Annotated in this window: 14 protein-coding genes; 9 read left to right on the plus strand and 5 right to left on the minus strand. The window is 66.8% G+C overall.

The features are described 5' to 3' along the window. The coding region (locus tag GTP55_RS28015) for an AAA domain-containing protein (protein ID WP_229258202.1) at positions 1–2,631 on the plus strand (2,631 nt) is incomplete at its 5' end. Here GTP55_RS28015 and GTP55_RS28020 read toward each other — a convergent pair. From GTP55_RS28020 to GTP55_RS30240, 3 genes are all read right to left on the minus strand, one after another. After that, entirely contained in the window at positions 2,628–3,503 is an 876-nt protein-coding gene (locus GTP55_RS28020) for a LysR family transcriptional regulator (protein ID WP_161048057.1), read from the minus strand. The genes GTP55_RS28015 and GTP55_RS28020 overlap by 4 nt on opposite strands. A gap of 9 nt (positions 3,504–3,512) precedes the next feature. Continuing rightward, positions 3,513–4,517, minus strand: coding sequence for a YeiH family protein (locus GTP55_RS28025; RefSeq protein ID WP_161048058.1), 1,005 nt, complete (start codon positions 4,515–4,517; stop codon positions 3,513–3,515). A gap of 104 nt (positions 4,518–4,621) precedes the next feature. Further along, complete coding sequence (locus tag GTP55_RS30240; RefSeq protein WP_161048059.1) at positions 4,622–6,211, minus strand: methyl-accepting chemotaxis protein; 1,590 nt, start codon at positions 6,209–6,211, stop codon at positions 4,622–4,624. A gap of 194 nt (positions 6,212–6,405) precedes the next feature. Between GTP55_RS30240 and GTP55_RS28035 the strand changes: the two genes are divergently transcribed. Genes GTP55_RS28035 through GTP55_RS28045 form a run of 3 tightly spaced genes read left to right on the plus strand, consistent with a single transcriptional unit; the run spans position 6,406 to position 9,248 of the window. Further along, a complete protein-coding gene (locus GTP55_RS28035) occupies positions 6,406–7,122 on the plus strand; it encodes a gluconate 2-dehydrogenase subunit 3 family protein (protein ID WP_161048060.1) in 717 nt (238 codons plus the stop codon). 10 nt (positions 7,123–7,132) lie between these two features. Continuing rightward, complete coding sequence (locus tag GTP55_RS28040) at positions 7,133–8,899, plus strand: GMC family oxidoreductase (protein ID WP_161048061.1); 1,767 nt, start codon at positions 7,133–7,135, stop codon at positions 8,897–8,899. Next, positions 8,892–9,248: a c-type cytochrome gene (locus GTP55_RS28045; protein ID WP_161048062.1), complete on the plus strand. Its 357-nt coding sequence runs from the start codon at positions 8,892–8,894 to the stop codon at positions 9,246–9,248. Before GTP55_RS28040 ends, GTP55_RS28045 begins: the two co-directional genes overlap by 8 nt. A gap of 55 nt (positions 9,249–9,303) precedes the next feature. On the opposite strand, the gene GTP55_RS28050 is transcribed toward GTP55_RS28045, so the two are convergent. Then, the gene (locus tag GTP55_RS28050; protein ID WP_161048063.1) at positions 9,304–11,256 is read right to left on the minus strand and encodes a phosphatase PAP2 family protein; all 1,953 of its coding nucleotides are present in this window, start codon (positions 11,254–11,256) and stop codon (positions 9,304–9,306) included. 155 nt (positions 11,257–11,411) lie between these two features. Here GTP55_RS28050 and GTP55_RS28055 point away from each other — a divergent pair, with 155 nt between their 5' ends. From GTP55_RS28055 to GTP55_RS28070, 4 genes are all read left to right on the plus strand, one after another. Further along, on the plus strand, positions 11,412–11,753 hold the full coding sequence (locus GTP55_RS28055) for a DUF2946 family protein (protein WP_161048064.1): 342 nt from the start codon (positions 11,412–11,414) through the stop codon (positions 11,751–11,753). Between the two features lie 69 nt (positions 11,754–11,822). Then, positions 11,823–13,043 carry a TolC family protein gene (locus GTP55_RS28060; protein ID WP_161048065.1) on the plus strand — a complete coding sequence of 407 codons (1,221 nt, stop codon included), beginning with the start codon at positions 11,823–11,825 and terminating at the stop codon, positions 13,041–13,043. Further along, complete coding sequence (locus tag GTP55_RS28065; RefSeq protein ID WP_161048066.1) at positions 13,036–14,247, plus strand: efflux RND transporter periplasmic adaptor subunit; 1,212 nt, start codon at positions 13,036–13,038, stop codon at positions 14,245–14,247. The genes GTP55_RS28060 and GTP55_RS28065 overlap by 8 nt, the downstream gene beginning before the upstream one ends. 14 nt (positions 14,248–14,261) lie before the next feature. Further along, on the plus strand, positions 14,262–17,396 hold the full coding sequence (locus tag GTP55_RS28070) for an efflux RND transporter permease subunit (protein WP_161048067.1): 3,135 nt from the start codon (positions 14,262–14,264) through the stop codon (positions 17,394–17,396). Here the strand turns inward: GTP55_RS28070 and acpA are convergent. Continuing rightward, a complete protein-coding gene (gene acpA, locus GTP55_RS28075) occupies positions 17,362–19,488 on the minus strand; it encodes an acid phosphatase (protein WP_371868472.1) in 2,127 nt (708 codons plus the stop codon). The genes GTP55_RS28070 and acpA overlap by 35 nt on opposite strands. Positions 19,489–19,648: 160 nt before the next feature. On the opposite strand from acpA, the gene GTP55_RS28080 reads away from it, so the two are divergent. Continuing rightward, positions 19,649–20,899 carry a cytochrome-c peroxidase gene (locus GTP55_RS28080; protein WP_161048069.1) on the plus strand — a complete coding sequence of 417 codons (1,251 nt, stop codon included), beginning with the start codon at positions 19,649–19,651 and terminating at the stop codon, positions 20,897–20,899. The last annotated feature ends 32 nt before the right edge of the window (positions 20,900–20,931 follow it).

Raw genomic sequence — 20,931 nt, forward strand, 5'->3', positions numbered from 1 at the left:
CGCGCCGCCGTCGGTGCCACGCTGCCGCTGCTGCGCCAGCTGCAGCAGGCGCTGGCCGGCTTGCCGCCCGAGCTGTGGCACGACGTGGCGCAGTTGCGCGCGCTCGCCGCCTATCTGCAAGCGGCACGGCCGCTGCTGCAACGCCGCCTGCCGGAACTGCTGGACGCCGGCCAGCCGCGCAGCGCGGCCTTCCTCAAGCTGCGCCAGCAGTACGCGACACAGCGCGCGGCCGCGCAGGCGGCAGCGGCGCAGAGTGCGCACTGGCGCGTGCGGCTGTCCGCCGCCGAGGTGGCGGCGGCGCTGCCGCAGGCGGGCGCCGTCGAGCAATCGTGGCTGCCGTGGCTCAAGCCGGCCTGGTGGCAGCTGCGCGGCCTGTTCCAGTCGCATTACGATATGGCGGCGCATGCGGTGCGACCGCGCTGGAGCGATGCGCTGCGCTGGCTGCAGCAGGACTACGACGCGGCCGCCGCACTGGCCGCCACCGTGGCCGACATCGAACGCGGCTGGCAGGTCGACGATGTGGATGCCTTCAGCGCTCAAATCGAGCAGCTGCACGCGCGCAGCGCCGCGCTGTCGTCGGCGCTGCTGCTGTTCCAGCACGCCCTGAGCAGCGGCGCCTACGCCGACTTGCCCGGCCTGCTGGCGCTGGAACCGCTGTGCACCGCCGCCCTGCGCGCGCTGGACGCCGGCTGGACCGATATCGAACACCTGACGCTGCGGCAATTGCAGGACGAGGTGGCGGCGGGCGAGGCGGCCGGCGCCTGGCTGCCGCTGGTGGCGCCCGGCCTGGCGGCCTTGCAGCAGACGCCGCCTGCGTTCGCCCACGCCGCCCGCACCTGGCAGGGGGCGCCGGAGGCATTGGAGCTGGCCATGGCGCGCGCCTCGCTGGCGCGGCTGTACCGTGACGATGCCGCGCTGGCGCGCCAGGACGGCATTCAGCTCGACCAGTTGTGCGCGCGGCTCGGCGGCCACCTGCGCGAGTTGCAGGCCCTCAACGCCCGGGTGATCCTGGAACGTCGCCGCAACCACTTCCTGGCCCAGCTGGCGCTGGCCAACAGCGGCGCCGGCCAGCTGGACGCGGCGCAGAAGGAATTCAAGAAGGCCTATACCGCCGGCCGGCGCGAACTGGAAAACGAGTTTTCCAAGGTGATGCGCTACAAGGCCATCCGCGAGCTGGCGTCCGGCCCGTCCGGGCTGGTGGTGCGCGACCTGAAACCGGTGTGGATGATGAGTCCGCTGTCGATCTCGGACACGCTGCCGCTGGAAGCCGATTACTTCGACGTCGTCATCTTCGACGAAGCCAGCCAGATCCCGGTGGAGGAAGCGGTGCCGTCGCTGTACCGCGGCCCGCAGGTGATCGTGGTGGGCGACGAAATGCAGCTGCCGCCGACCAATTTCTTCGGCACGCAGGCCGATCCGGACGAGGCCGATGAAGAGCTGCTGGCCGATCTCAGCAGCGACAGCTTCCTCAACCAGGCCGCCAAGAGCCTGCCGTCCACCATGCTGCGATGGCACTACCGCAGCCGTTCCGAGGCGCTGATCACGTTCTCCAATCACCGTTTCTACGACGGCAGCCTGGTGACCATCCCCGACCACGCGCTGGTGCAGCCGGCCCTGCCGATCGCGCTGCGCGCCGGCGATCCGGTGGCGCCGGCACTGGCGCAGGCCTTGCAACGGCCGATCAGTTTCCATTACCTGACCGACGGCCTGTACCGCGATCGCCGCAATCCGGCCGAGGCCGGCTATATCGCGCAGCTGGTGCGCCAGTTATTGAATGACAGCCATGGCCACGGCCTGACGCTGGGCGTGGTGGCGTTCTCCGAGGCGCAGCAGGATGAAATCGTTCAGGCGCTGAAGACGCTGGCCGGCCAGGATCCGGCGTTCTCGGCGCTGCTGGACGCGGCCTACGAGCGCGAGGAGGATGGCCAGTTCTGCGGCCTGTTCATCAAGAACCTGGAGAACGTCCAGGGCGACGAGCGCGACCTGATCATCATGAGCGTGTGCTACGGCTACGACAGCCAGCGCAAGATGCTGATGAACTTCGGACCAATCAACCGCGCCGGCGGTGAAAAGCGGCTCAACGTGGTGTTCTCGCGCGCCAAGCGGCATATGTTCCTGGTGTCGAGCATCAAGCACAGCGATATCCGCAACGACTACAACCCCGGCGCGTTCGCGCTCAAGGCCTATTTGCAGTTTGCCGAACTGTCGTCGCTGGGCGACCAGGCCGGCGCGCGCCAGGTCATCACGCTGATGGGCGGCAAGGTGACGGTGCAGCGCCGCGCCGAGCTGCATCCGGTGGTGGCCCAGTTGCGCGCAGCCTTGCTGGATCGCGGCTGGCTGGTCGACACCGGCATCGGCGAGTCCAGCCTGCGCTGCGACCTCGGCGTGCGGCACGTCGGCGACAGCGCCTATCGCCTCGGCATTCTGGTCGATACGGACGCGCATTACGCGGCGCCCGATCTGGTCGAGCGCTACCTGCAGCAGCCCGGCTTGCTGTCCGGCGCCGGCTGGCGTTTGCTGCGCGTTCTGAGCAAGGATTGGGTGGCGCAGCCGGAACTGGTGCTGCAACAGGTATTGGACGCGCTGGCGTCGGCGGAGACGGTCGCCGGCGACGCTGACGCCAATGCCTAGCCGAGCAGCCGCGCCAGGGCCTGCACGGCGCGGCTGGGCGGCCGCTGCCGGTGCAGCAGCAGCGAGAACGGCCGTGGCGGCAGCGCGAGGTTGACCTTGCACAGCAGCCCCGCCTGCAGATGCGGCGCCACCACCAGTTCCGACACCACCGTGGCGTAGGCGCCGGCCATGGCGGCGCTGCGCACCGCTTCGTTGGACGGCAACGCCAGCGCGACCTTTAGCTGCCCCGGCGCGATGCCCAGCGCCGCCAGCTGCGTCTCAAACGCCGAGCGCGTGCCGGAGCCCGGTTCGCGCAGGATCCAGTCCGCCGCCAGCAGCGCCGCCGCATCCACCGCGCGGCCATCGGCCCACGGATGCGATGGCGCCACCACCGCCACCAATTGGTCGTGCGCCACCACGGTGGCGGTCAGTTCTGGCGCATCGACGCCGTCTTCCACCAGGCCAAGATCGGCTGCGCCGTCGCGCACCGCCTGCGCCACGCTGCTGGTGTTGCCGATGGTGAGGCTGAGCGCGATCTGCGGATACTGGCGGTGGAAAGCCAGCAGCAACGGCGGCAGCCAGTAGCTGGCGATGGTCTGGCTGGCGTGCAGCGCCACCGCGCCGCGTTGCAGGCCGGCCAGTTCGGCCAGCGCCAGTTCGGCGTTGCGGGCGGCCGCCAGCGTGGCGCGCGCCTCGGCCAGGAACAGCCGGCCGGCATCGTTCAGTTCAATGCGGCGGCCGACGCGGTCGAACAGCGGCGTGTCGTAGCGTTCCTCCAGCGCGCGCAATGCCGCGCTGACGGCCGACGGCGTCAGCGCCAGCACCGCCGCCGCCTGGGTCAGGTGTTCGCGTTCGGCGACGGCGACAAAGATGCGCAGTTGTTCCAGCGTCATGCGGCTTCCTTAGGCGATGTGCAGAAAATGAATCAGGCCGAGGCTGATGGCACACAGCACCAGCAACGACAGCACGACCACCATGGTAACCCGGCCGCCGGCGCGCAGCACGCTGCGGGCGTCGACACCCAGGCCCAGCGCCGCCATCGACATCACGGTGAGGAAACTGCTGGCCGCCTGGGCGGGCTTGAGCAGCGCCGGCGGCAGCAGGCCGGCCGAACGCAGCGCCATCAGCGCCAGAAAACCGGCGATGAACCAGGGCACCAGCGCCGACAGCCGCACCCTTGGACGCGGGGCGTCGCCAGTCTGCGGGCCGAACAGCGACAGCAGCAGCACGACCGGTCCCAGCATCAACACCCGCACCAGCTTGACCAGCGTGCCGACATGGGCGCTGGTCAGCGATACCGCGCCGGTGGCGGCCAGCACTTGCGGCACGGCGTACACGGTGAGGCCGGCAAACACGCCGTACTGGCTGGCCGACAGCGACAGCAGCGGCATCGCCAACGGCAGCAGCAGCACCACGATGACGCCCAGCACGGCGGTGAAGGAGATCGACGCCGCCACATCCTCGCCATCGGCGTCGATCACCGGCGCCACGGCGGCGATGGCGGAATTGCCGCAGATCGAGTTGCCGCAGGCGATCAGCAGGGCCAGCTTGGCGGACAGGCCGCTCAGGCGGCCGATGGCGTAGCTGCAGCTGATCGCCAGCACCACCACGCCGGCGATACCGGCCAGCAGCATCCAGCCATTGGCCAGCAGGGCGCCGGCGCTGACGGTGGCGCCAAGCAGCAGTACCGCCAGTTCCAGCAGGGTCTTGGCGCTGAAGTGGATGCCGGCGTCCCAGCGCGCCGACAGCGGCGTCAGCGTGCGCAGCGCGGTGCCCAGCAGAATGGCCAGCACCAGGCTTTCCAGCCAGGCGCGGCCGAACAGGGCGGCTTCGACATATTCAAGGCCGGCGGCGGCGGCGGTGACCGCCGCGCACAACAGCAGGCCGGGGAGGATTTTGCGGACCATTTCATACTCCTTATTACATTTCCGAATAAGTAAAGTATGAAACCGTCCATCATGTGCAGTCTATTGATATGTTTTGCACATTTTGTTCGATTTAGGCGAACGATCTAGCGCAGCGCCAACTGGCGCCGGCCGCCTGTGCGCACCTGGTCGCTGGTGCGGAACACGCTGATGGCCTGGTCCAGGCGGCTCGCCTCGTCCTGCATGCTCATCGCGGCGGCCGAGGCTTCCTCCACCATGGCCGCGTTCATGCGGGTGGCGTTGTCCATTTCGGCGATGGCCTGGTTGATGTTGCTCAGGCCGGCGCTTTGCTCGCGGGTGGCGGCGGTGATCTCGGTGATGATCTGCGCCACTTCCTTGATGGCGCCGACAATGTCGGTCATGGTGGCGCCGGCGTCGTCGACCAGCTTGCTGCCGGCGTTGACCTGGTCCACCGATGCGCCGATCAGCACGCTGATTTCCTTGGCCGCCGCCGCCGAGCGCTGCGCCAGGTTGCGCACTTCCGACGCCACCACGGCAAAGCCGCGGCCCTGTTCGCCGGCGCGCGCCGCTTCCACCGCCGCGTTCAGCGCCAGGATGTTGGTCTGGAAGGCGATGCCGTCGATGATGGCGGTGATTTCCGAAATACGCTGCGAACCCTGTTTGATTTCGGCCATGGTGGCTACCGCCTGGCCGACCACCGCGCCGCCCTTGCTGGCCAGCGCGCTGGCGCCCAGGGCCAGCTTGTTGGCCTGGCCGGCGTTGCCGGCGTTGTGCTCGACCGTCGAGGTCAGCTCTTCCATGGCGCTGGCGGTTTCCTCGATGCTGGCGGCCTGCGATTCGGTGCGGCCCGACAGGTCGGCGTTGCCCTGGGCGATTTCGCCGGCGGCGCTGGTGATGGTGCCGGCGCTCTGCATGACGTCGCTGATCAGGCTGCGCAGGGCCACGGTCATCTCGCCCAGCGCCGCCAGCAACTGGCCGGCCTCGTCGTGCGAATCGGTGCGCACGTCGGCGGTCAGGTCGCCCTGGGCCACGCGGCGCGCCACGCCGATGGCGTACTGCAGCGGGCCGACGATGCTGCTCTTGAGCGCCATGCCGCACACCACCACCACCACGGCCAGCAGCACGGTCAGCGCCAGTTGCAGGCGCAGGCTCATGGTGGCGGCCTGGTCGATGTCGACGGCGCTGTGGTCGATCTGTTCGCGTTCGAACGCCACCAGTTCGCGCAGGCGCTGCTGGTAGACGTCGGCGGCGCCGATGAATTTGTCGTTGAGCACGGCGCTGGCGGTGTCGTTGTCGCCGGCCGCCTTGGCCTTGGTGATGGCGGCCTTGTGCACGTTGTAGGTGTCGCGCGCGTCGCTGATGCCCTTGAGCAGCGCGGTTTCCTTGTCCGAGGTCAGCAGCACGCCGACCTTTTTCAGGATCTCGCCGGCCTCGGTGGTGCCCTTGAGGGAGTCGGCGGCGAAGAACTCGACCAGGCCGTTGTCGTTGCTGCGGGCGATGGCCAGTGTGCGGCGGGCGCCGGCGAAGATGATGCGGTACCAGTCGCTGACCAGGCGTTCCTTGGTCAGCGACATCTCCAGCAGTTCCTTGGTGGACGCCCGCATCTTGCCCAGCTGCCACAGGCTGACGCCGGTGGCGAGGCTGGAGACGATCAGCACAATGCCGAAGACCAGGGTGATTTTTTTGCCGATGTTGGCATTTTTCATGAAGTTCATGGGGTCCTGATGCGCGCGCGCGAATGTCCACAAGGGGAAAAAGGTTATCACTGTTTTTCCATGTGGAAACACTACTTGTGGTAAAAGTTTTGTATCAACGCTGTTACATTCCGTAATGTTCAGCTCAATTTCCTTGTGGAAATAATGACGTAGCATCGGTGGTTTTCCCCGATGGATCTTCCCGGAGCCCTGCCATGAGTGATACCCGCGATCAGCAACCCCGGCGCGACTTTCTGTTGCGTTCCCTGGCGGCCGGCGCCAGTGCCGCCAGCCTGCCCCTTGCTGCCGCCACCGCAACCGCCGCCACTGCGGCGCCCACGCCCGCCGCCGCGCCGTCCGGCTACCTGTGGCTGCGGCCCGACGAGCAGGTGTTCGTCGAGGCGCTGGTCAACCACATGTGCCCGGCAGACGGCCTGACGCCGGACGGCGTTACGCTGGGACTGGCCGTGTTCTACGACCGCGCGCTGGGCGGCAACTGGGGCCAGGGCGACCGGCTCTATCTGCAAGGACCGTTCAAACAGGGCAGCGCCAACCAGGGCTACCAGCTGGGCATGACGCCGGCCCAGCTGTTCCGCGCCGGCACCGAAGGGCTGGCCGATTACTGCCGGGCCACCCACGGCAAGCCGTTCGACCGCCTGCCGTCCGAGGCGCGCGAAGCGCTGCTCAAGGAGCTGCAGTCCGGCAAGGCGGCGCTGCCCAACGGCGTGCCGGCGGCCGTGTATTTCGCCCAGCTGCTGCAGATGTTTTACGAAGCCATGTTTGCCGATCCGATTTACGGCGGCAACCAGGACAAGCAGGGCTGGAAGCTGGTCGGCTATCCGGGCGTGAACACCGCCAACAAGGTCAACATCATCAAGTACGCCAACAAGCCTTACCGTCCGGAACCGGCCGGCATTGCCGATCTCAGCTAAAGGAACACGCATGAAGACTTACAAGGAAGTGGATGTGGTGCTGGTCGGCGGCGGCTGGACCGGCGGCATTCTGGGCAAGGAATTTTCCGAAGCTGGCATGACGGTGGTGTGCCTGGAGCGCGGCGGGCCGCACACGCCCGACGATTTCAGCGTGCCGCGCATGCGCGACGAGCTGGCCGTGGGTCAGCGCATGTCGATGATGGTCAACACCACCGACAACACCGAGACCGTGCGCAACAAGAGCGCCGAGACGGCGCTGCCGTACCGCCGCCTCGGTTCCTACCTGATGGGCACCGGCGTCGGCGGCGCCAGCACGCACTGGAACGGCCACACCTGGCGCTGGAACGACAACGACTTCCAGATCCGCAGCCGCTACGAGGCCAAGTACGGCAAGCAATACATTCCGGCCGACATGACCATCCAGGATTGGGGCGTGACCTACGCCGAGCTGGAGCCCTACTACGACAAGTTCGAGAAAGTGGCCGGCATCTCGGCCAAGGCCGGCAACGTGCAGGGCCGCAAGATCGCCGGCGGCAATGTGTTCGAGGCGCCGCGCCGCAGCGAATACCCGATGCCGCCGCTGGTGTACGGCTATGCCGGCGAACTGTTCGCCGAGGCGGCCGGCAAGATGGGCTATCACCCGTTCCCGCGTCCCACCGCCAACGCCTCGGTGCCGTACACCAATCCGGACGGCGTCAAGTTCGGCGAGTGCCAGTACTGCGGCCACTGCGAGCGCTTTGGCTGCGAGGCCAACGCCAAGGGCGGCGCGCAGATGACGGTGATTCCGGCCGCACTGCGCCAGAGCACGTTCGAGCTGCGCACCTACGCGTGGGTAACCAGGGTCGAGCGCGACGCTTCGGGCAAGAAGGCCACCGGCGTCACCTACACCAACACCGTCACCGGCGAGGAATGCTTTCAGCCGGCCAAGCTGGTGGTGCTGTGCGCCTTTGGTCTGAACAATGTGCACCTGATGATGTTGTCGGGCATCGGCGAGATTTATGATCCGGTGTCGGGCAAGGGCCTGCTGGGCAAGAACTACTGTTACCAGACCGGCAGCGCGGCCATGCTGTTCTTCGAAGACAAGCACTTCCACCCGTACATGGCCACTGCCGGCATCGGCGCCATCATGGATGACTTCCACGGCAACTGGGACTTCGACCGCGCGCCGTTCGGCTTCGTCGGCGGCTCGACGGTGGGCACCGCCATGTACGGCGGCCGGCCGATCCAGTGGCATCCGACGCCGGCCGGCACGCCGGCCTGGGGCAGCGCCTGGAAGCAGGAGACCGCCAAGTGGTACGACCGCAGCATGAACATCACCGCCACCGGCACCGTGATGCCGTTCCGCGGCAACTACCTCGATCTCGATCCGACCTACCGCAACCGCTTCGGCGCGCCGCTGATGCGCATGACCTTCGACTACCAGGACAACGAGCGCAAGATTTCGGCGCACTCGGCCGACGTCATCAACCGCATCGCCGCCGCGCTCGGCCCGACGCATTTGAGCAAGGCCAGCGCGCGCCAGTCATGGAGCAGCGTGCCGTACCAGAGCACCCACAACACCGGCGGCACCATCATGGGCACCAACCCGGGCAATTCGGTAACGAATAAATACGGGCAGGTGTGGCAGGTCGACAACCTGTTCATCATGGGGGCGTCGCTGTTCCCGCACAACTCGGCCTACAACCCCACCGGTCCGGTGGCGGCGATCGCCTACATGGCGGCCGACATCATCAAGAAGGTCTATGTCAAACAACCGGGGAAACTGATCCATGCGTAATGTACTGATTGCCGGGCTGCTGTGCCTGGCTGCTGCCGGCGCCGGCGCCCAGGACCTGGGCAAGAAGACTTTCGAGCAATGCGTGGCCTGCCATTCGCTGCAGGCCGGCGAGAACGGCGTCGGCCCGACGCTGCACGGCCTGCTGGGCAGTACCGCCGGCACGGTCGAGGGCTTCCGCTTTTCCGGACCGATGAAGCGCAGCGGCATCGTCTGGGATGAGAAGAACCTGACCGAGTTCCTGCGCAATCCGCAGGCGGTGGTGCCGAACACGCGCATGCCGTTTTCCGGCATTACCGACGAGGCCGCATTGAAGGCGCTGGTGGGCTACCTGGCCACGGCGACCAAATAGCCGTCACCGTCATTCCGCAGCGGCGGACCGCCGCGCTAGCGGGAATGACGCGGGGTTAGCTGCCCAGCGTCAGCGTCAGCGTGGCGCCGCCGTAGTTCGGCGTCACGTTGGCAAAGCCGTCCACCGTGATGGTGGTGAACTTGCCTTTCAGGCTGCCGGCGGTGATGACCGTCAGCACGTCGCCCGCTTTCGGCTTGTAGCCGTTGGCGAACTTGATGCGCAGCGTGCCGCCGGCGATGGTGGCGGTGCCGGCCACGTTCAGGCTGCCCTGGCTGCCGGCGGCGGCGCCGCCCAAGTCCAGTTCCAGCGTGGTGCTGCCGCTCAGCTGGGTGTACTTGCCGGCCACTTGCAGCGCGGCCGGCGCGTTGGCCACCAGCGTGCCGCCGCTGACGTAGACGTCGCCCTTGCCGAAGGCGGCCACCGAGTCGCCTTGCAGCGCGCCGGCGGTCAGTTCGGTGCCGCCGGTCCAGGTGTTGGCGCCGGCCAGTTTCAGCGTCCCCGTGCCTTGCTTGACCAGCTTGCCCGCGCCACTGATGTCGTTGCGCCAGCGGTCCACCGCGTTGAAGCCGCCCTTGCTGGCGTCCATGACGATGGTGACGTTGCCGCTGAACGAAGCGTAGCCGTCGGCGGCCGCGAACAGGTTCAGGCGACCCCAGCCTTCAGCATCGTCCATCACCGGGTAGCCGGAGGCCAGCGCGGTGGTTTTCAGCACCACGCGGCGCTGGTCGGGGCTCAGGTAAGGCTGACGGGTTTCCAGCAGCACTTCGGCGCCTTTCGGCACGGCGGCGGCGGCGTTGGTGGCGGCCACCGGCGCGAAGCCGAAGGTGCTGCGGCGCAGGTAGTTGGCCTTGTTGGTGGCGTAGTCGGCGAAGCGGTCGTTGGCCACCGTGCCCGATTGCGCGTAGGCGGCAAAGGTGTCGGCGGTGGTGCCGGTGGCGGCCATCAGCGCGCTGTGCGCCTGCGCCACGGCGGCGGCTTTCTTGGCGGCGTTGGCCGGGTCGGCCAGGTTGGCGGCGGCGCTGGCGATGCCCAGCATGCGGCCGCTGACCACGTCCAGCGGCGAGTGCATGCCGGCCAGGATGCGCATCTCGCCCAGTTCCAGGCCACGGCTCAGCATTTCCTGATAGCGTTCCGGCACGGCGTAGGCCATGGCGACAGCGTCGCGCACGGCTTCGGCGGTGTGGCCGCTGGTGTAGCCGCCGTCGGTGGCCGGGGTGGTGCTCTTGGCCGGGACCAGCGCCGGCAGCAGCTGCACGCTGGTGCTCCAGCGGTATGGCCGAGCGTATTTGTAGAAGCGCTTGGCCGGTTCGGTCGAGGCGTTGTTGCCCATCAGGTTGACCAGGTCGACTACGTTGCCGAAGCTGGTGTTGGTGGCGCTGCCGACGCCGGTGTTGTTGCCGCCGTCGTTGTACAGCGTGGTGGTTGCATTGTCCGCCACGCTGGTGATGGTGGTGGTTTGCTGGGCGGCGGCGCGCCAGGCGCTGGTCAGCGGACCCATGCCGTCGGTGATGCTGTAGCCCTTGCCGCGGCGGTCATCCAGGTAGGCCTGCACGGCCTGGTCGGCGGTGCGGTTGGTGGTGGCCTTGACCACGTAGTCGATGTTGGCCTGGTGCACGGTGGCGTTGAGCACGGTGCCGTCCGGCGTGCCGTCGCCCGGCACGCCGGTCCAGGTCGAGGCTACCACGGCCGGAAAGGCGCCGTTGGCCGGTGCGGTCACGCCGGCGTCGACGATTTGCGTCAGCGGTTTCCAGACGCTCAGGAAGCCGCCCAGAATACGCACGGCGGCGTTGGTGTCGAGCGTGGCGTAGCGGGCGTCGCCGCGCTGGTTGGTGGCGATGGTGTCGACAAACGCGGTGGCGGTCGGCACAGCCACGCTTTCCGCAGCGCCCTGGTCGGCGGGGGCGGCTGGAATGACCAGCGGCTCGTCGTTGGAGGAGCCGCCGCAGGCGCTCAGCGCGGCGGCAATGCTCAGGGCCAGGATCAGGGGGCGGGCGGGAAGCAGGTGCATGTCGGTATCCGTTGTGGGTGGAAGTTGAAAGAGGCCACAGGGTAATGAGCAGATATGACAAGGTTGTTACGCAGCGTCGCTGGCAGCGCTTCCAGCTGAAAATATTATGGCTGATGTGGAAAAGCTGATGGCGCGCGGGCTGCTACAATGGCAGTGTGAAGAAAATCCTGCTCATTCTGCTGCTGACTATCCTGCCGATCCAGTACGCCTGGTCGATGGCGGCCGTGTATTGCCAGCATGAAGAGAACAAGGTGTCGCACTTCGGCCACCATGGCCATCAGCACCAGGCGCAGTCCGACGATGACACCGACCACAGCAAGCCGTCCAAGCATGGCGATTGCGAAGTTTGTCATCATGCGGTGCAGGCCTCGGTGCCGGCCGCCGAGCCGCTCATGACGGTGGCGCCGGCCGCCGTGTTTGCGCCAGCGGGAGTGCCGCGTTATCACTCCTATATCGCCGACGGGCCGCCACGGCCCAACTGGACGCTCGTCGCTTAACGCGGCGAGGCCTGATCTTTTCCCTTTCACGTCTCGTCGAATTCCTGTTCTGTTAACTCGGAGAATTCGATGTTCAAGATATTTTTGCCGCTATGGTTAGCGGCGTGGCCTGCGTGCGCGCAGGCCGTGGTGGAGCCGTGCGCGCCGTTGACGCTGTCCGCAGCGTTGGCGCTGGCGGATACGTCCCATGCCGATCTGGCGGCGGCGCGGCATGCGCTGCTGGCGGAAGACGGCGTGGTGCAGCAGGCGGGCTTGCTGCCTAATCCTTCCCTGAGCGTGGAACGCGTCGATACGCGCCGGGATACGCGTGAGACCACTTTACAACTGAGCCAGCCGCTGGAACTGGGCGGCAAGCGCGCGGCGCGCATGCAGGCGGCACAGCGTGGCCGCGAGGGCGTGGCGGCGTTGCTGGTGCAGCGCCGGGCCGAGGTGCGCGCGGAGACGGCGGCGGCGTGGTTTGCGGTGCTGGCGGCGCAGGAGCAATTGCGTCTGGCGCAGCAGGCGTCCGAACTGGCGCAGCGCGCGGCCAGCGCGACCGGACGGCGCGTGGTGGCCGGCAAGGTGTCGCCGGTGGAGGAGACGCGCGCGCAGGTGGCGGCGGCCACGGTCAAGCTGGACCTGATACGGGCGCACAGCGCGCTGGCGACGGCGCGTGCGCGGCTGGCGGCGTTGTGGAGCAATCCGGCGCCGTGCTTTGCGCAGGCTGCCGGCGAGATGGCGGCGCTGCCGGAGTTGCCGTCGCTGGCGGCGCAGCGCGCGCTGTTGGCGCAGGCGCCGGCCATGCAGGTGGCACACGCGGAGTTGGCGCAGCGGCAGGCGACGGCGCAAGTCGAGTTGTCGCGCCGCGCGCCGGATGTGGCGCTGACGATCGGTAGCAAACGCTCGGAGGAACTGGGGCGCACGCAGGCGGTGTTTGGCGTGTCGCTGCCGTTGCCGCTGTTCGATCGCAATCAGGGGGCGGTATTGGCTGCATCGCGGCGCGTCGATCAGGCGCGTGACGGGGTGACGGCGACGGCGTCGCGGCTGGAGGCGGAGCTGGTGCAGGCGCGGGAAGAGTATGCGTCGGCGCGCGCGCAGGCGCTGGCCTTGCAGGGCGAGATCCTGCCGGGGGCGCAGAGCGCGTATGACGCGGTCAGTACTGGCTTCGAGTACGGCAAGTTCGGCTTCCTCGACGTGCTGGATGCGCAGCGCACGCTGTTGCAGGCACAGTCCCACTACCTCACCACGCTGGCCGACGCGCATCGCGCGCAGGCCGCCATCTTGCGTTTGACCGGAGCAGCATATGAGTAAGAAACAGACCATCATCATCGCCGTCATGGTGGTTATCGCGCTGCTGTTGGCGGCGCTCCTCCTCAAGCCGCGCGGCGACGCCCATGACGACGACGGCCACGGCGATGACGGCAGCGCTGTGGCCGCAGCATCGACCGGCGTAGCGGGCCGCGTCGCAGCTGCCGACGCGGTACCGGAGGTCATCGCGCTGAACGAGGCGCAGATCAAGACGGCCGGCATCGTGCTGGCGACCGCCGCGCCGGCGCAGATCAGCACCATCCTCACGCTGCCGGGCGAGATCCGCTTCAACGAAGACCGCACCGCGCACGTGGTGCCCAAGCTGGCTGGCGTGGTGGTGGCCGTACACGCGGAACTGGGCCAGACCGTCAAGCGCGGGCAGTTGCTGGCGGTCGTAGCCAGCAGCGCCTTGTCGGAACAGCGCAGCGAACTGCTGTCCGCGCAGCGTCGGCTGGCGCTGGCCAGCACCACGCTGGAACGCGAACGCAGACTGTGGCAGGACAAAATCTCCGCCGAACAGGATTACCTGCAAGCCCGCCAGGCGATGAACGAAGCGGACATCGCCGTCCAGAACGCGAAGCAGAAACTCAGCGTTCTTGGCGCCGGCGCGGCAGCAGGGGCGCAGCTCAATCAACTGCAGCTGCGTGCGCCGTTCGACGGCGTGGTGATGGAAAAGCATCTCGCCCTCGGCGAGGCGATCAAGGAAGACGCCAACGTCTTCACCATCTCCGACCTGACCACGGTGTGGGCCGATTTCGCCGTGCCAGCGCAAGACCTGAACCGCGTGCGCGTCGGCGAAAGCGTCATCGTGCGCGCCTCGGCGTTCGAAGCGCAGGCCAGCGGCAAGATCAGTTACGTCGGATCGCTGCTGGGCGAGCAGACCCGCACCGCCAACGCCCGCGTGGCGCTGGCCAATCCGCAGCGCGCCTGGCGTCCCGGCCTGTTCGTCAACGTCGACGTGCAATCGGGCCTGAGCGAGGCCGCCGTCACCGTGGCTTCAGGCGCGCTGCAAACAGTCGATGGCCAGCCCGCCGTCTTTGTGCGCACCAGGCAAGGCTTCGTGGCGCAGCCGGTAAAGCCGGGCCGCAGCGACGGCAAGCTGACCGAGATCCTGCAAGGACTGTCCGCAGGCGCCGTCTACGCCGCCGCCAACAGCTATGTGCTGAAGGCGGAACTGGGCAAGGACAGCGCGGAACATGAACATTGAGGCGGGAGACGACCATGTTTGAACGACTTATCCGCTACGCCATCGACCAGCGCTGGCTGGTTCTGCTGATGGTGGCCGCGATGGCGGCGCTGGGCGTCGTCAGTTACGGCAAGCTGCCGATCGACGCCGTGCCGGACATCACCAACGTGCAGGTGCAGATCAACACAGCGGCAGCCGGCTACTCGCCGCTGGAGACCGAGCAGCGCGTTACCGTGCCGCTGGAGATGGTGCTGGCCGGCCTGCCGCGCATCGAGCAAACACGCTCGCTGTCGCGCTACGGCCTGTCGCAGATCACCGTGGTGTTCAAGGACGGCACCGACATCTACTTCGCGCGCCAGATGGTCAGCGAACGGTTGCAGGAGGCGCGCGCGCAGCTGCCGGCCGGGATCACGCCGGCCATGGGTCCCATCTCCAGCGGACTCGGTGAAATCTATCTGTGGACTGTGGAAGCCAGGCCCGATGCGAAGAAGGCCGATGGCACACCCTACACGCCGACCGACCTGCGCGAAATCCAGGACTGGATCGTCAAGCCGCAGTTGCGCAATGTGGCCGGCGTCACCGAGATCAATTCCATCGGCGGCTACGCCAAGGAGTATCAAGTGGCGCCGCAGCCGCAGCGTCTCGCTTCCTATGGGCTGACGTTGCAGGACGTGGTGCTGGCGCTGGAGCGCAACAACGGCAACGCCGGCGCCGGCTACATCGAGAAGCGCGGCGAACAGCTGCTGGTGCGCGCGCCGGGCCAGGTGAAGTCGCTGGAAGACATTCGCAACATCGTGCTGCGCAGCGTGGACGGCGTGCCGGTGCGCGTGCGCGACGTGGCCGATGTCGATATCGGCCGCGAACTGCGCACCGGCGCCGCCACCGAGAACGGACGCGAGGTGGTGCTGGGCACGGTCTTCATGTTGATCGGGCAGAACAGCCGCGCGGTGTCGCAGGCTGTGGACAGGCAGATGGCGGTCATCAACCGCAGCCTGCCGCCCGGGGTGCAGGCGGTCACGGTGTATGACCGCACCACGCTGGTAGATAAAGCCATCGGCACGGTCAGGAAAAACCTGCTGGAAGGCGCGGTGCTGGTGATCGCCGTGCTGTTCCTCTTCCTCGGCAATCTGCGGGCGGCGCTGATCACCGCGATGGTGATTCCGCTGGCGATGCTGTTCACCTTCAGCGGCATGGTGGCGTACAAAGTTAGCGCCAATCTGCTGAGTCTCGGCGCGCTGGACTTCGGCATCATCGTTGACGGCGCGGTGGTCATCGTCGAGAGCTGCGTGCGGCGGCTGGCGCATGCGCAGGCCACACTGGGCCGGCCTTTGACGCGCGCGGAAAAATTCGATGAGGTCTTTGCGGCGGCGAGGGAGTCGCGCAGGCCGCTGCTGTTTGGGCAGCTGATCATCATGGTGGTGTACCTGCCGATCTTCGCGCTGACGGGCGTGGAAGGCCGCATGTTCCATCCGATGGCGCTGACGGTGGTGATGGCGCTGGCCGGCGCCATGATCCTGTCGGTGACGTTCATTCCGGCGGCGGTGGCGCTGTTCATCGGCGACAGCGTGGTGGAGAAGCACACGCCGCGCATCGACCGCTGGTATGGCGTGCTGCTGGAACGCGCGCTGGGCAACGCGCCGGTGGTGCTGTCGTTCGCCGGCATCGCGGTAGCGCTGTCGCTGCTGCTGGCGATGCGCATGGGCAGCGAGTTCGTGCCGTCCCTGAACGAGGGCGACATCGCCATGCAGGCCTTGCGCATTCCCGGCACCAGCCTGACGCAGTCGGTGGAGATGCAGAAGCAGGTGGAGTTGACCCTGATGCGCCAGTTCCCCGAGATTGAGCGCGTGTTTGCGCGCACCGGCACGGCGGAAATCGCGTCCGACCCGATGCCGCCGAATATCTCGGACGGCTACATCATGCTCAAGCCGGAGGCGCAGTGGCCCAAGCCGAAGAAGTCGCATGCGCAGCTGCTGGCGGCGATACAGGCTGCGGTGGCGCAGCTGCCCGGCAATGCGTATGAGTTTTCGCAGCCGATCCAGTTGCGTTTCAATGAGCTGATTTCGGGTGTGCGCAGCGATGTCGCGGTCAAGCTGTTTGGCGATGACGATGCGGTGCTGAACGCTACCGCGGCGCGCATCGCGGCCATGCTGGGCAAAGTCGATGGCGCGCAGGAGGTCAAGGTGGAGCAGACCAGCGGCCTGCCGGTGCTGACGGTGGATATCGACCGCGCGAAGACGGCGCGTTACGGCCTTAATGTCGGCGATGTGCAGGAGGTGGTGGCGACGGCCATCGGCGGCAGGGAGGCGGGCACGCTGTTCGAAGGTGACCGCCGCTTCGATATCGTGGTGCGGTTGCCGGATGCGCTGCGCAGCGATCTGGAAGCGATGAAGCGCTTGCCGTTACCTTTGCCCGGTGGCGGCAATTTCATTCCGCTGGGTGAGGTGGCGACCTTTGCGATTGCACCGGGGCCGAACCAGATCAGCCGCGAGAACGGCAAGCGACGCGTGGTCATCAGCGCCAATGTGCGCGGGCGGGATATGGGATCGTTCGTGGCCGAGGCGGAGCAGCGTTTGCAGCAGGTGAAGATCCCGGCCGGTTACTGGACTACGTGGGGCGGGCAGTTCGAACAGTTGCAGTCGGCTTCGCAGCGCTTGAAGATTGTGGTGCCGGCGGCGCTGGCGCTGGTGTTGCTGCTGCTGTTTGCCATGTTCGGCAATTTGAAGGACGGGCTGCTGGTGTTCAGCGGGATACCGTTTGCGTTGACCGGCGGGCTGGCGGCGCTGGCGCTGCGCGGCATACCGTTGTCGATATCGGCGGCGGTGGGGTTTATCGCGCTATCCGGCGTGGCGGTGCTCAATGGGCTGGTGCTGGTGTCGGCGATCCGCAAGCTGCGCGAGGAGGGACGTAATGTGGAGCAGGCGGTGCGCGAAGGGGCGCTGGCGCGACTGCGGCCGGTGTTGATGACGGCGCTGGTGGCGTCGCTGGGGTTCGTGCCGATGGCGATTGCCACCGGCACCGGTGCGGAGGTCCAGCGTCCCCTGGCCACGGTGGTGATCGGGGGGATACTGTCCTCGACTGCGCTGACGTTGCTGGTGCTGCCGCTGCTGTATCGCTGGCTGCACCGCGCCGGACTGACTACTCCTGCGGCGTCAGGGCCAGCGCCGCGCTGAAGTCGCCCATCGGCTTGGCGCCGTTGGCGGCCAGCGCCTTGTCGCGCACCGTCAGGCCATCGAGCACCGGCAGGTTGAAGCGATGGGTAATCGCGCGCAGGATCGACGCCGAGTCATACTGGGTATGGTCGACCGAGCCTTTTTTCACGAACGGCGACACGATGATCGCCGGCACGCGGGTGCCCGGACCCCAGCGGTCGCCTTTTGGCGGCGAAGCGTGGTCGTAGAAGCCGCCGTTTTCATCGTAGGTGACGATCACCAGCATGTTCTTCCACTGCGGGCTCTTTTTCAGCTGCGCGATCACGCTGGCAATGTGTGCATCGCCGTCGGCCACCGAGGCGTAGCCGGGGTGCTGGTTCAGGTTACCCTGCGGCTTGTAGAACGCCACCGGCGGCAAGGTGCCCGCTGCGACATCGGCCACGAACTGGGTGTCGTAGTCCTTCAGGTGCGCCGCGCGATACGCCGGGTTCTTCACCGGGTCCATATTGGCGTAGTAGTTGAACGGCTGGTGGTGGAACTGGAAATTAGGCGGATTGGCAAACGCGCCGCGGGTGGCCGAGGTGGCGTTGGCGGTGGTGCTGTTCCAGGCGCCCGAGTACCAGGCCCAGTCGACGTTCTTGCTGGTCAGCATGTCGCCGATGTTCTTCTGCGTCTGTGGCGGCAGGGTGGTGGACTTGCTGGTGTCGGCAAACAGGTGGCTGCTGTCGCTGGCGGCCGGCGCATTGCTGCTCGGCTGGTACGGCGGCTGCATGGTGTTGACCGCGTAGAACATGCCGGTCGAGTCGGCCGGGGTGATGGCGCCGTCGTTGGCGTAGGCCGGTGCGCCGTTCAGCACGCTGCTTGGCGCGGTGGCCGATGGCGTCAGGCGCACGAAGTTGCCCTTGCTGTCGACGTCGATCTTGGCGATCGAGCCGGCCGCGACCGAGGTGTCGGCGTTCGGGTACTGCGGCGCGCAGGCGCAGATCAGGTACTGGTGGGTCAGGAACGAGCCGCCGAAGGCGCCGATGAACAGGTTGTCGGCCAGCGCGTATTGCTTGGCGATGTCCCACATTTTCATTTTGCTGCCGTCGTAGTAGCCCATGGTCAGGCCGCCGGCGTCCGAGTAAGCGGCGAACTTGTCGTTGGCGCCGCCGTTGATCTGCATCTGGTTGTTGTAGAAGCGGTGCACCAGGTCGCGCGAGATGACCGATTGCGGCATCGCGATCGGGCTGTTGGCGTCGTCGATCTGGAACGGCTTGTTCGGCAGGTTGGCGGTTTGCGCCTGCGTGATCACCAGGCTCTGGCCTGCGGCGGTCATGCCGCCCCAGGTTGGCGGCAGCACTGGCAGCGTGCTGTTGTCGTAGTCCTTCTGCGGCACGTAGGCGCTGGTCGAGGTCGGGTTTACGCCCGGTACGCCGTTGGCGCCTGGGAACAGGCCGTACAGATTGTCGAAGCCACGGTTTTCAGCGTAGATGACGACGATGTTCTTGATGTTGCCCAGCGCGGCGCCGGCGCTGATGGCGTTGGCCACGTCGGCGGTGGCGCTCTGCGTGCCGGCGGCGGCGATGACGGCGGTGAAGTTGTCGTTTTCGGTCTTCAGCCTGGCCTGGTCGTCACCCGATACTTTGTTGACGTCGGCCAGCAGGTTGGCTTCGCTGACGCCGATGCGGGCGGCCAGCTGGGCGCTGGCTTTGGCGAAGTCGCCGCCGTTGGCGTCCATGATCGCGGTCAGCTCGGTGCTGATGGCGTCGATGATGCCGGTGTGACCGTTCGGTGCACGGAACACCAGTTTCTGCGTGACCTTGGTGCCGGCGTCGCCCAGCGCGTCGTGGCGGATGGCGTCGGTGCCGACGGTGACCAGCAAGGCGCCGCTGTTGGCGCCGGTGACTTTGAAGGAGCCGTCGGCGCCGGTGCGCACGGTGCCCGAGCTGCTGTCGCAGGTCAGCTTGGTGCTGCCCTCCAGACAGACCACGGCGTTTTCATAATAGCTGCCGACCACCTGGCCGGACATGGACGGCACGTCGCCGTCGGAAGAGCTGCCGCAAGCGATCAGCCCGGCGCCGATGCCGGTCGCCAACAGCAACAGCGGCACAGGACGCAGTGCCGTTTTCAAGTTTGTTTTCATCATTCTGCCTTGAGGGTGGTGGGTGAAAGCGGCTCATGCTATTTAGCAAATATGTCAGGACGATGAAATGGGAAGGTCGCAAAAGTATCGTTTTGTATCGTTCTATGACTGTCATGTAGCGGTCACGTCATTTTGCTAGGCTGCGCGCATGAAAATTATTTATACAGTTGCTGTGGCTGCGCTGCTGAGTGCGTGCCAGCCATCCACCCCTGAGCATGCCGCCGCATCTTCCGCCACCGCTGCCGCCGCAGCTGCTGACGCGCCCCGCGCCGCCTACGCGCCGCCGGTGGGCCGCCGTCCGACCGTGCCGGAATTGACCGCGCTGGGCCGCGCCATGTTCAATGAGCCCAGCCTGTCAGCGTCGGGCAAGCTGGCCTGCGCCAGCTGCCACAGCCCGGCCAACGGCTACAGTCCCAGCAACAATCTGGCGGTGCAGCTGGGCGGTCCCGACGGCCGGACCGAAGGCACGCGCGCGACGCCGTCGCTGCGCTACATCCAGAACGTGCCGGCCTTCACCGAGCACTATCACGACGATGACGGCGATGACAGCGTCGATGCCGGCCCGACCGGCGGCCACAACTGGGACGGCCGCACGCAGACGGCGCATGAGCAGGCGCTGGGGCCGCTGCAGTCGGCGCGCGAGATGGGCAATAAGGATGAAGCAGCCGTGCTGGCCAGGCTAAAAGATGGCGCGCTGGCGCCGCAGTTCCGCAAGGTGTTTGGCGACGATATCTTCAGCCGGCCCAATGCCGCGCTGCAGGGGGCGCTGATGGCGCTGGAAGTGTTCCAGGAAAGCCCGACCGATTTCTATCCCTACACCAGCAAGTACGACGCCTACCTGCGCAAGCAGGTCACGCTGAGCCCGCAGGAGCAGCGCGGCCTGCGCGTGTTCAACGATGAGACCAGGGGCAATTGCGCGTCCTGTCACATCAGCCAGATTTCGCCGGGCGGCGTGTTTCCGCAATTCACCGACTACGGCCTGATTAATATCGGCGTGCCGCGTAACCGCAAGCTGGCGGTCAACGCCGATCCGGCGTATTACGACCTCGGCCTGTGCGGGCCGGACCGCACCGACCTCAAGGATCACAAGGAATACTGCGGCGCCTTCAAGACGCCGTCGCTGCGCAATGTGGCCACGCGCAAGGCGTATTTTCACAACGGCAGCTTCAGCAGCCTGGAGCAAGTGGTGCGCTTCTACGCCACCCGCGACACCGCGCCGAAGAAGTGGTACCAAGGCCGCAAGTTCGACGACCAGCCGGAAGGCATGGACGGCAACGTCAACATGGAAGCGCCGTTCGGCGGCAAGGCTGGCGGCAAACCGCTGCTGAATGAAGGCGACATTGCCGACATCGTCGCCTTCCTCAAAACACTGAACGATGGTTATCAAGTGAAAAATTAGCAAATTTGTCATAGAATGCGGATTCCATTGCT

This window comes from Duganella margarita (assembly GCF_009857535.1).
In the GTDB taxonomy this organism is placed as follows: Bacteria; Pseudomonadota; Gammaproteobacteria; order Burkholderiales; family Burkholderiaceae_D; genus Rugamonas; species Rugamonas margarita.

Coding starts and splice junctions, on each gene's coding strand:
- GTP55_RS28020 (WP_161048057.1), bottom strand. CDS start 3,503: ATGACGCTGGAACAACTGCGCATCTTTGTCGCCGTCGCCGAACGCGAA.
- GTP55_RS28025 (WP_161048058.1), bottom strand. CDS start 4,517: ATGGTCCGCAAAATCCTCCCCGGCCTGCTGTTGTGCGCGGCGGTCACC.
- GTP55_RS30240 (WP_161048059.1), bottom strand. CDS start 6,211: ATGAACTTCATGAAAAATGCCAACATCGGCAAAAAAATCACCCTGGTC.
- GTP55_RS28035 (WP_161048060.1), top strand. CDS start 6,406: ATGAGTGATACCCGCGATCAGCAACCCCGGCGCGACTTTCTGTTGCGT.
- GTP55_RS28040 (WP_161048061.1), top strand. CDS start 7,133: ATGAAGACTTACAAGGAAGTGGATGTGGTGCTGGTCGGCGGCGGCTGG.
- GTP55_RS28045 (WP_161048062.1), top strand. CDS start 8,892: ATGCGTAATGTACTGATTGCCGGGCTGCTGTGCCTGGCTGCTGCCGGC.
- GTP55_RS28050 (WP_161048063.1), bottom strand. CDS start 11,256: ATGCACCTGCTTCCCGCCCGCCCCCTGATCCTGGCCCTGAGCATTGCC.
- GTP55_RS28060 (WP_161048065.1), top strand. CDS start 11,823: ATGTTCAAGATATTTTTGCCGCTATGGTTAGCGGCGTGGCCTGCGTGC.
- GTP55_RS28065 (WP_161048066.1), top strand. CDS start 13,036: ATGAGTAAGAAACAGACCATCATCATCGCCGTCATGGTGGTTATCGCG.
- GTP55_RS28070 (WP_161048067.1), top strand. CDS start 14,262: ATGTTTGAACGACTTATCCGCTACGCCATCGACCAGCGCTGGCTGGTT.
- GTP55_RS28080 (WP_161048069.1), top strand. CDS start 19,649: ATGAAAATTATTTATACAGTTGCTGTGGCTGCGCTGCTGAGTGCGTGC.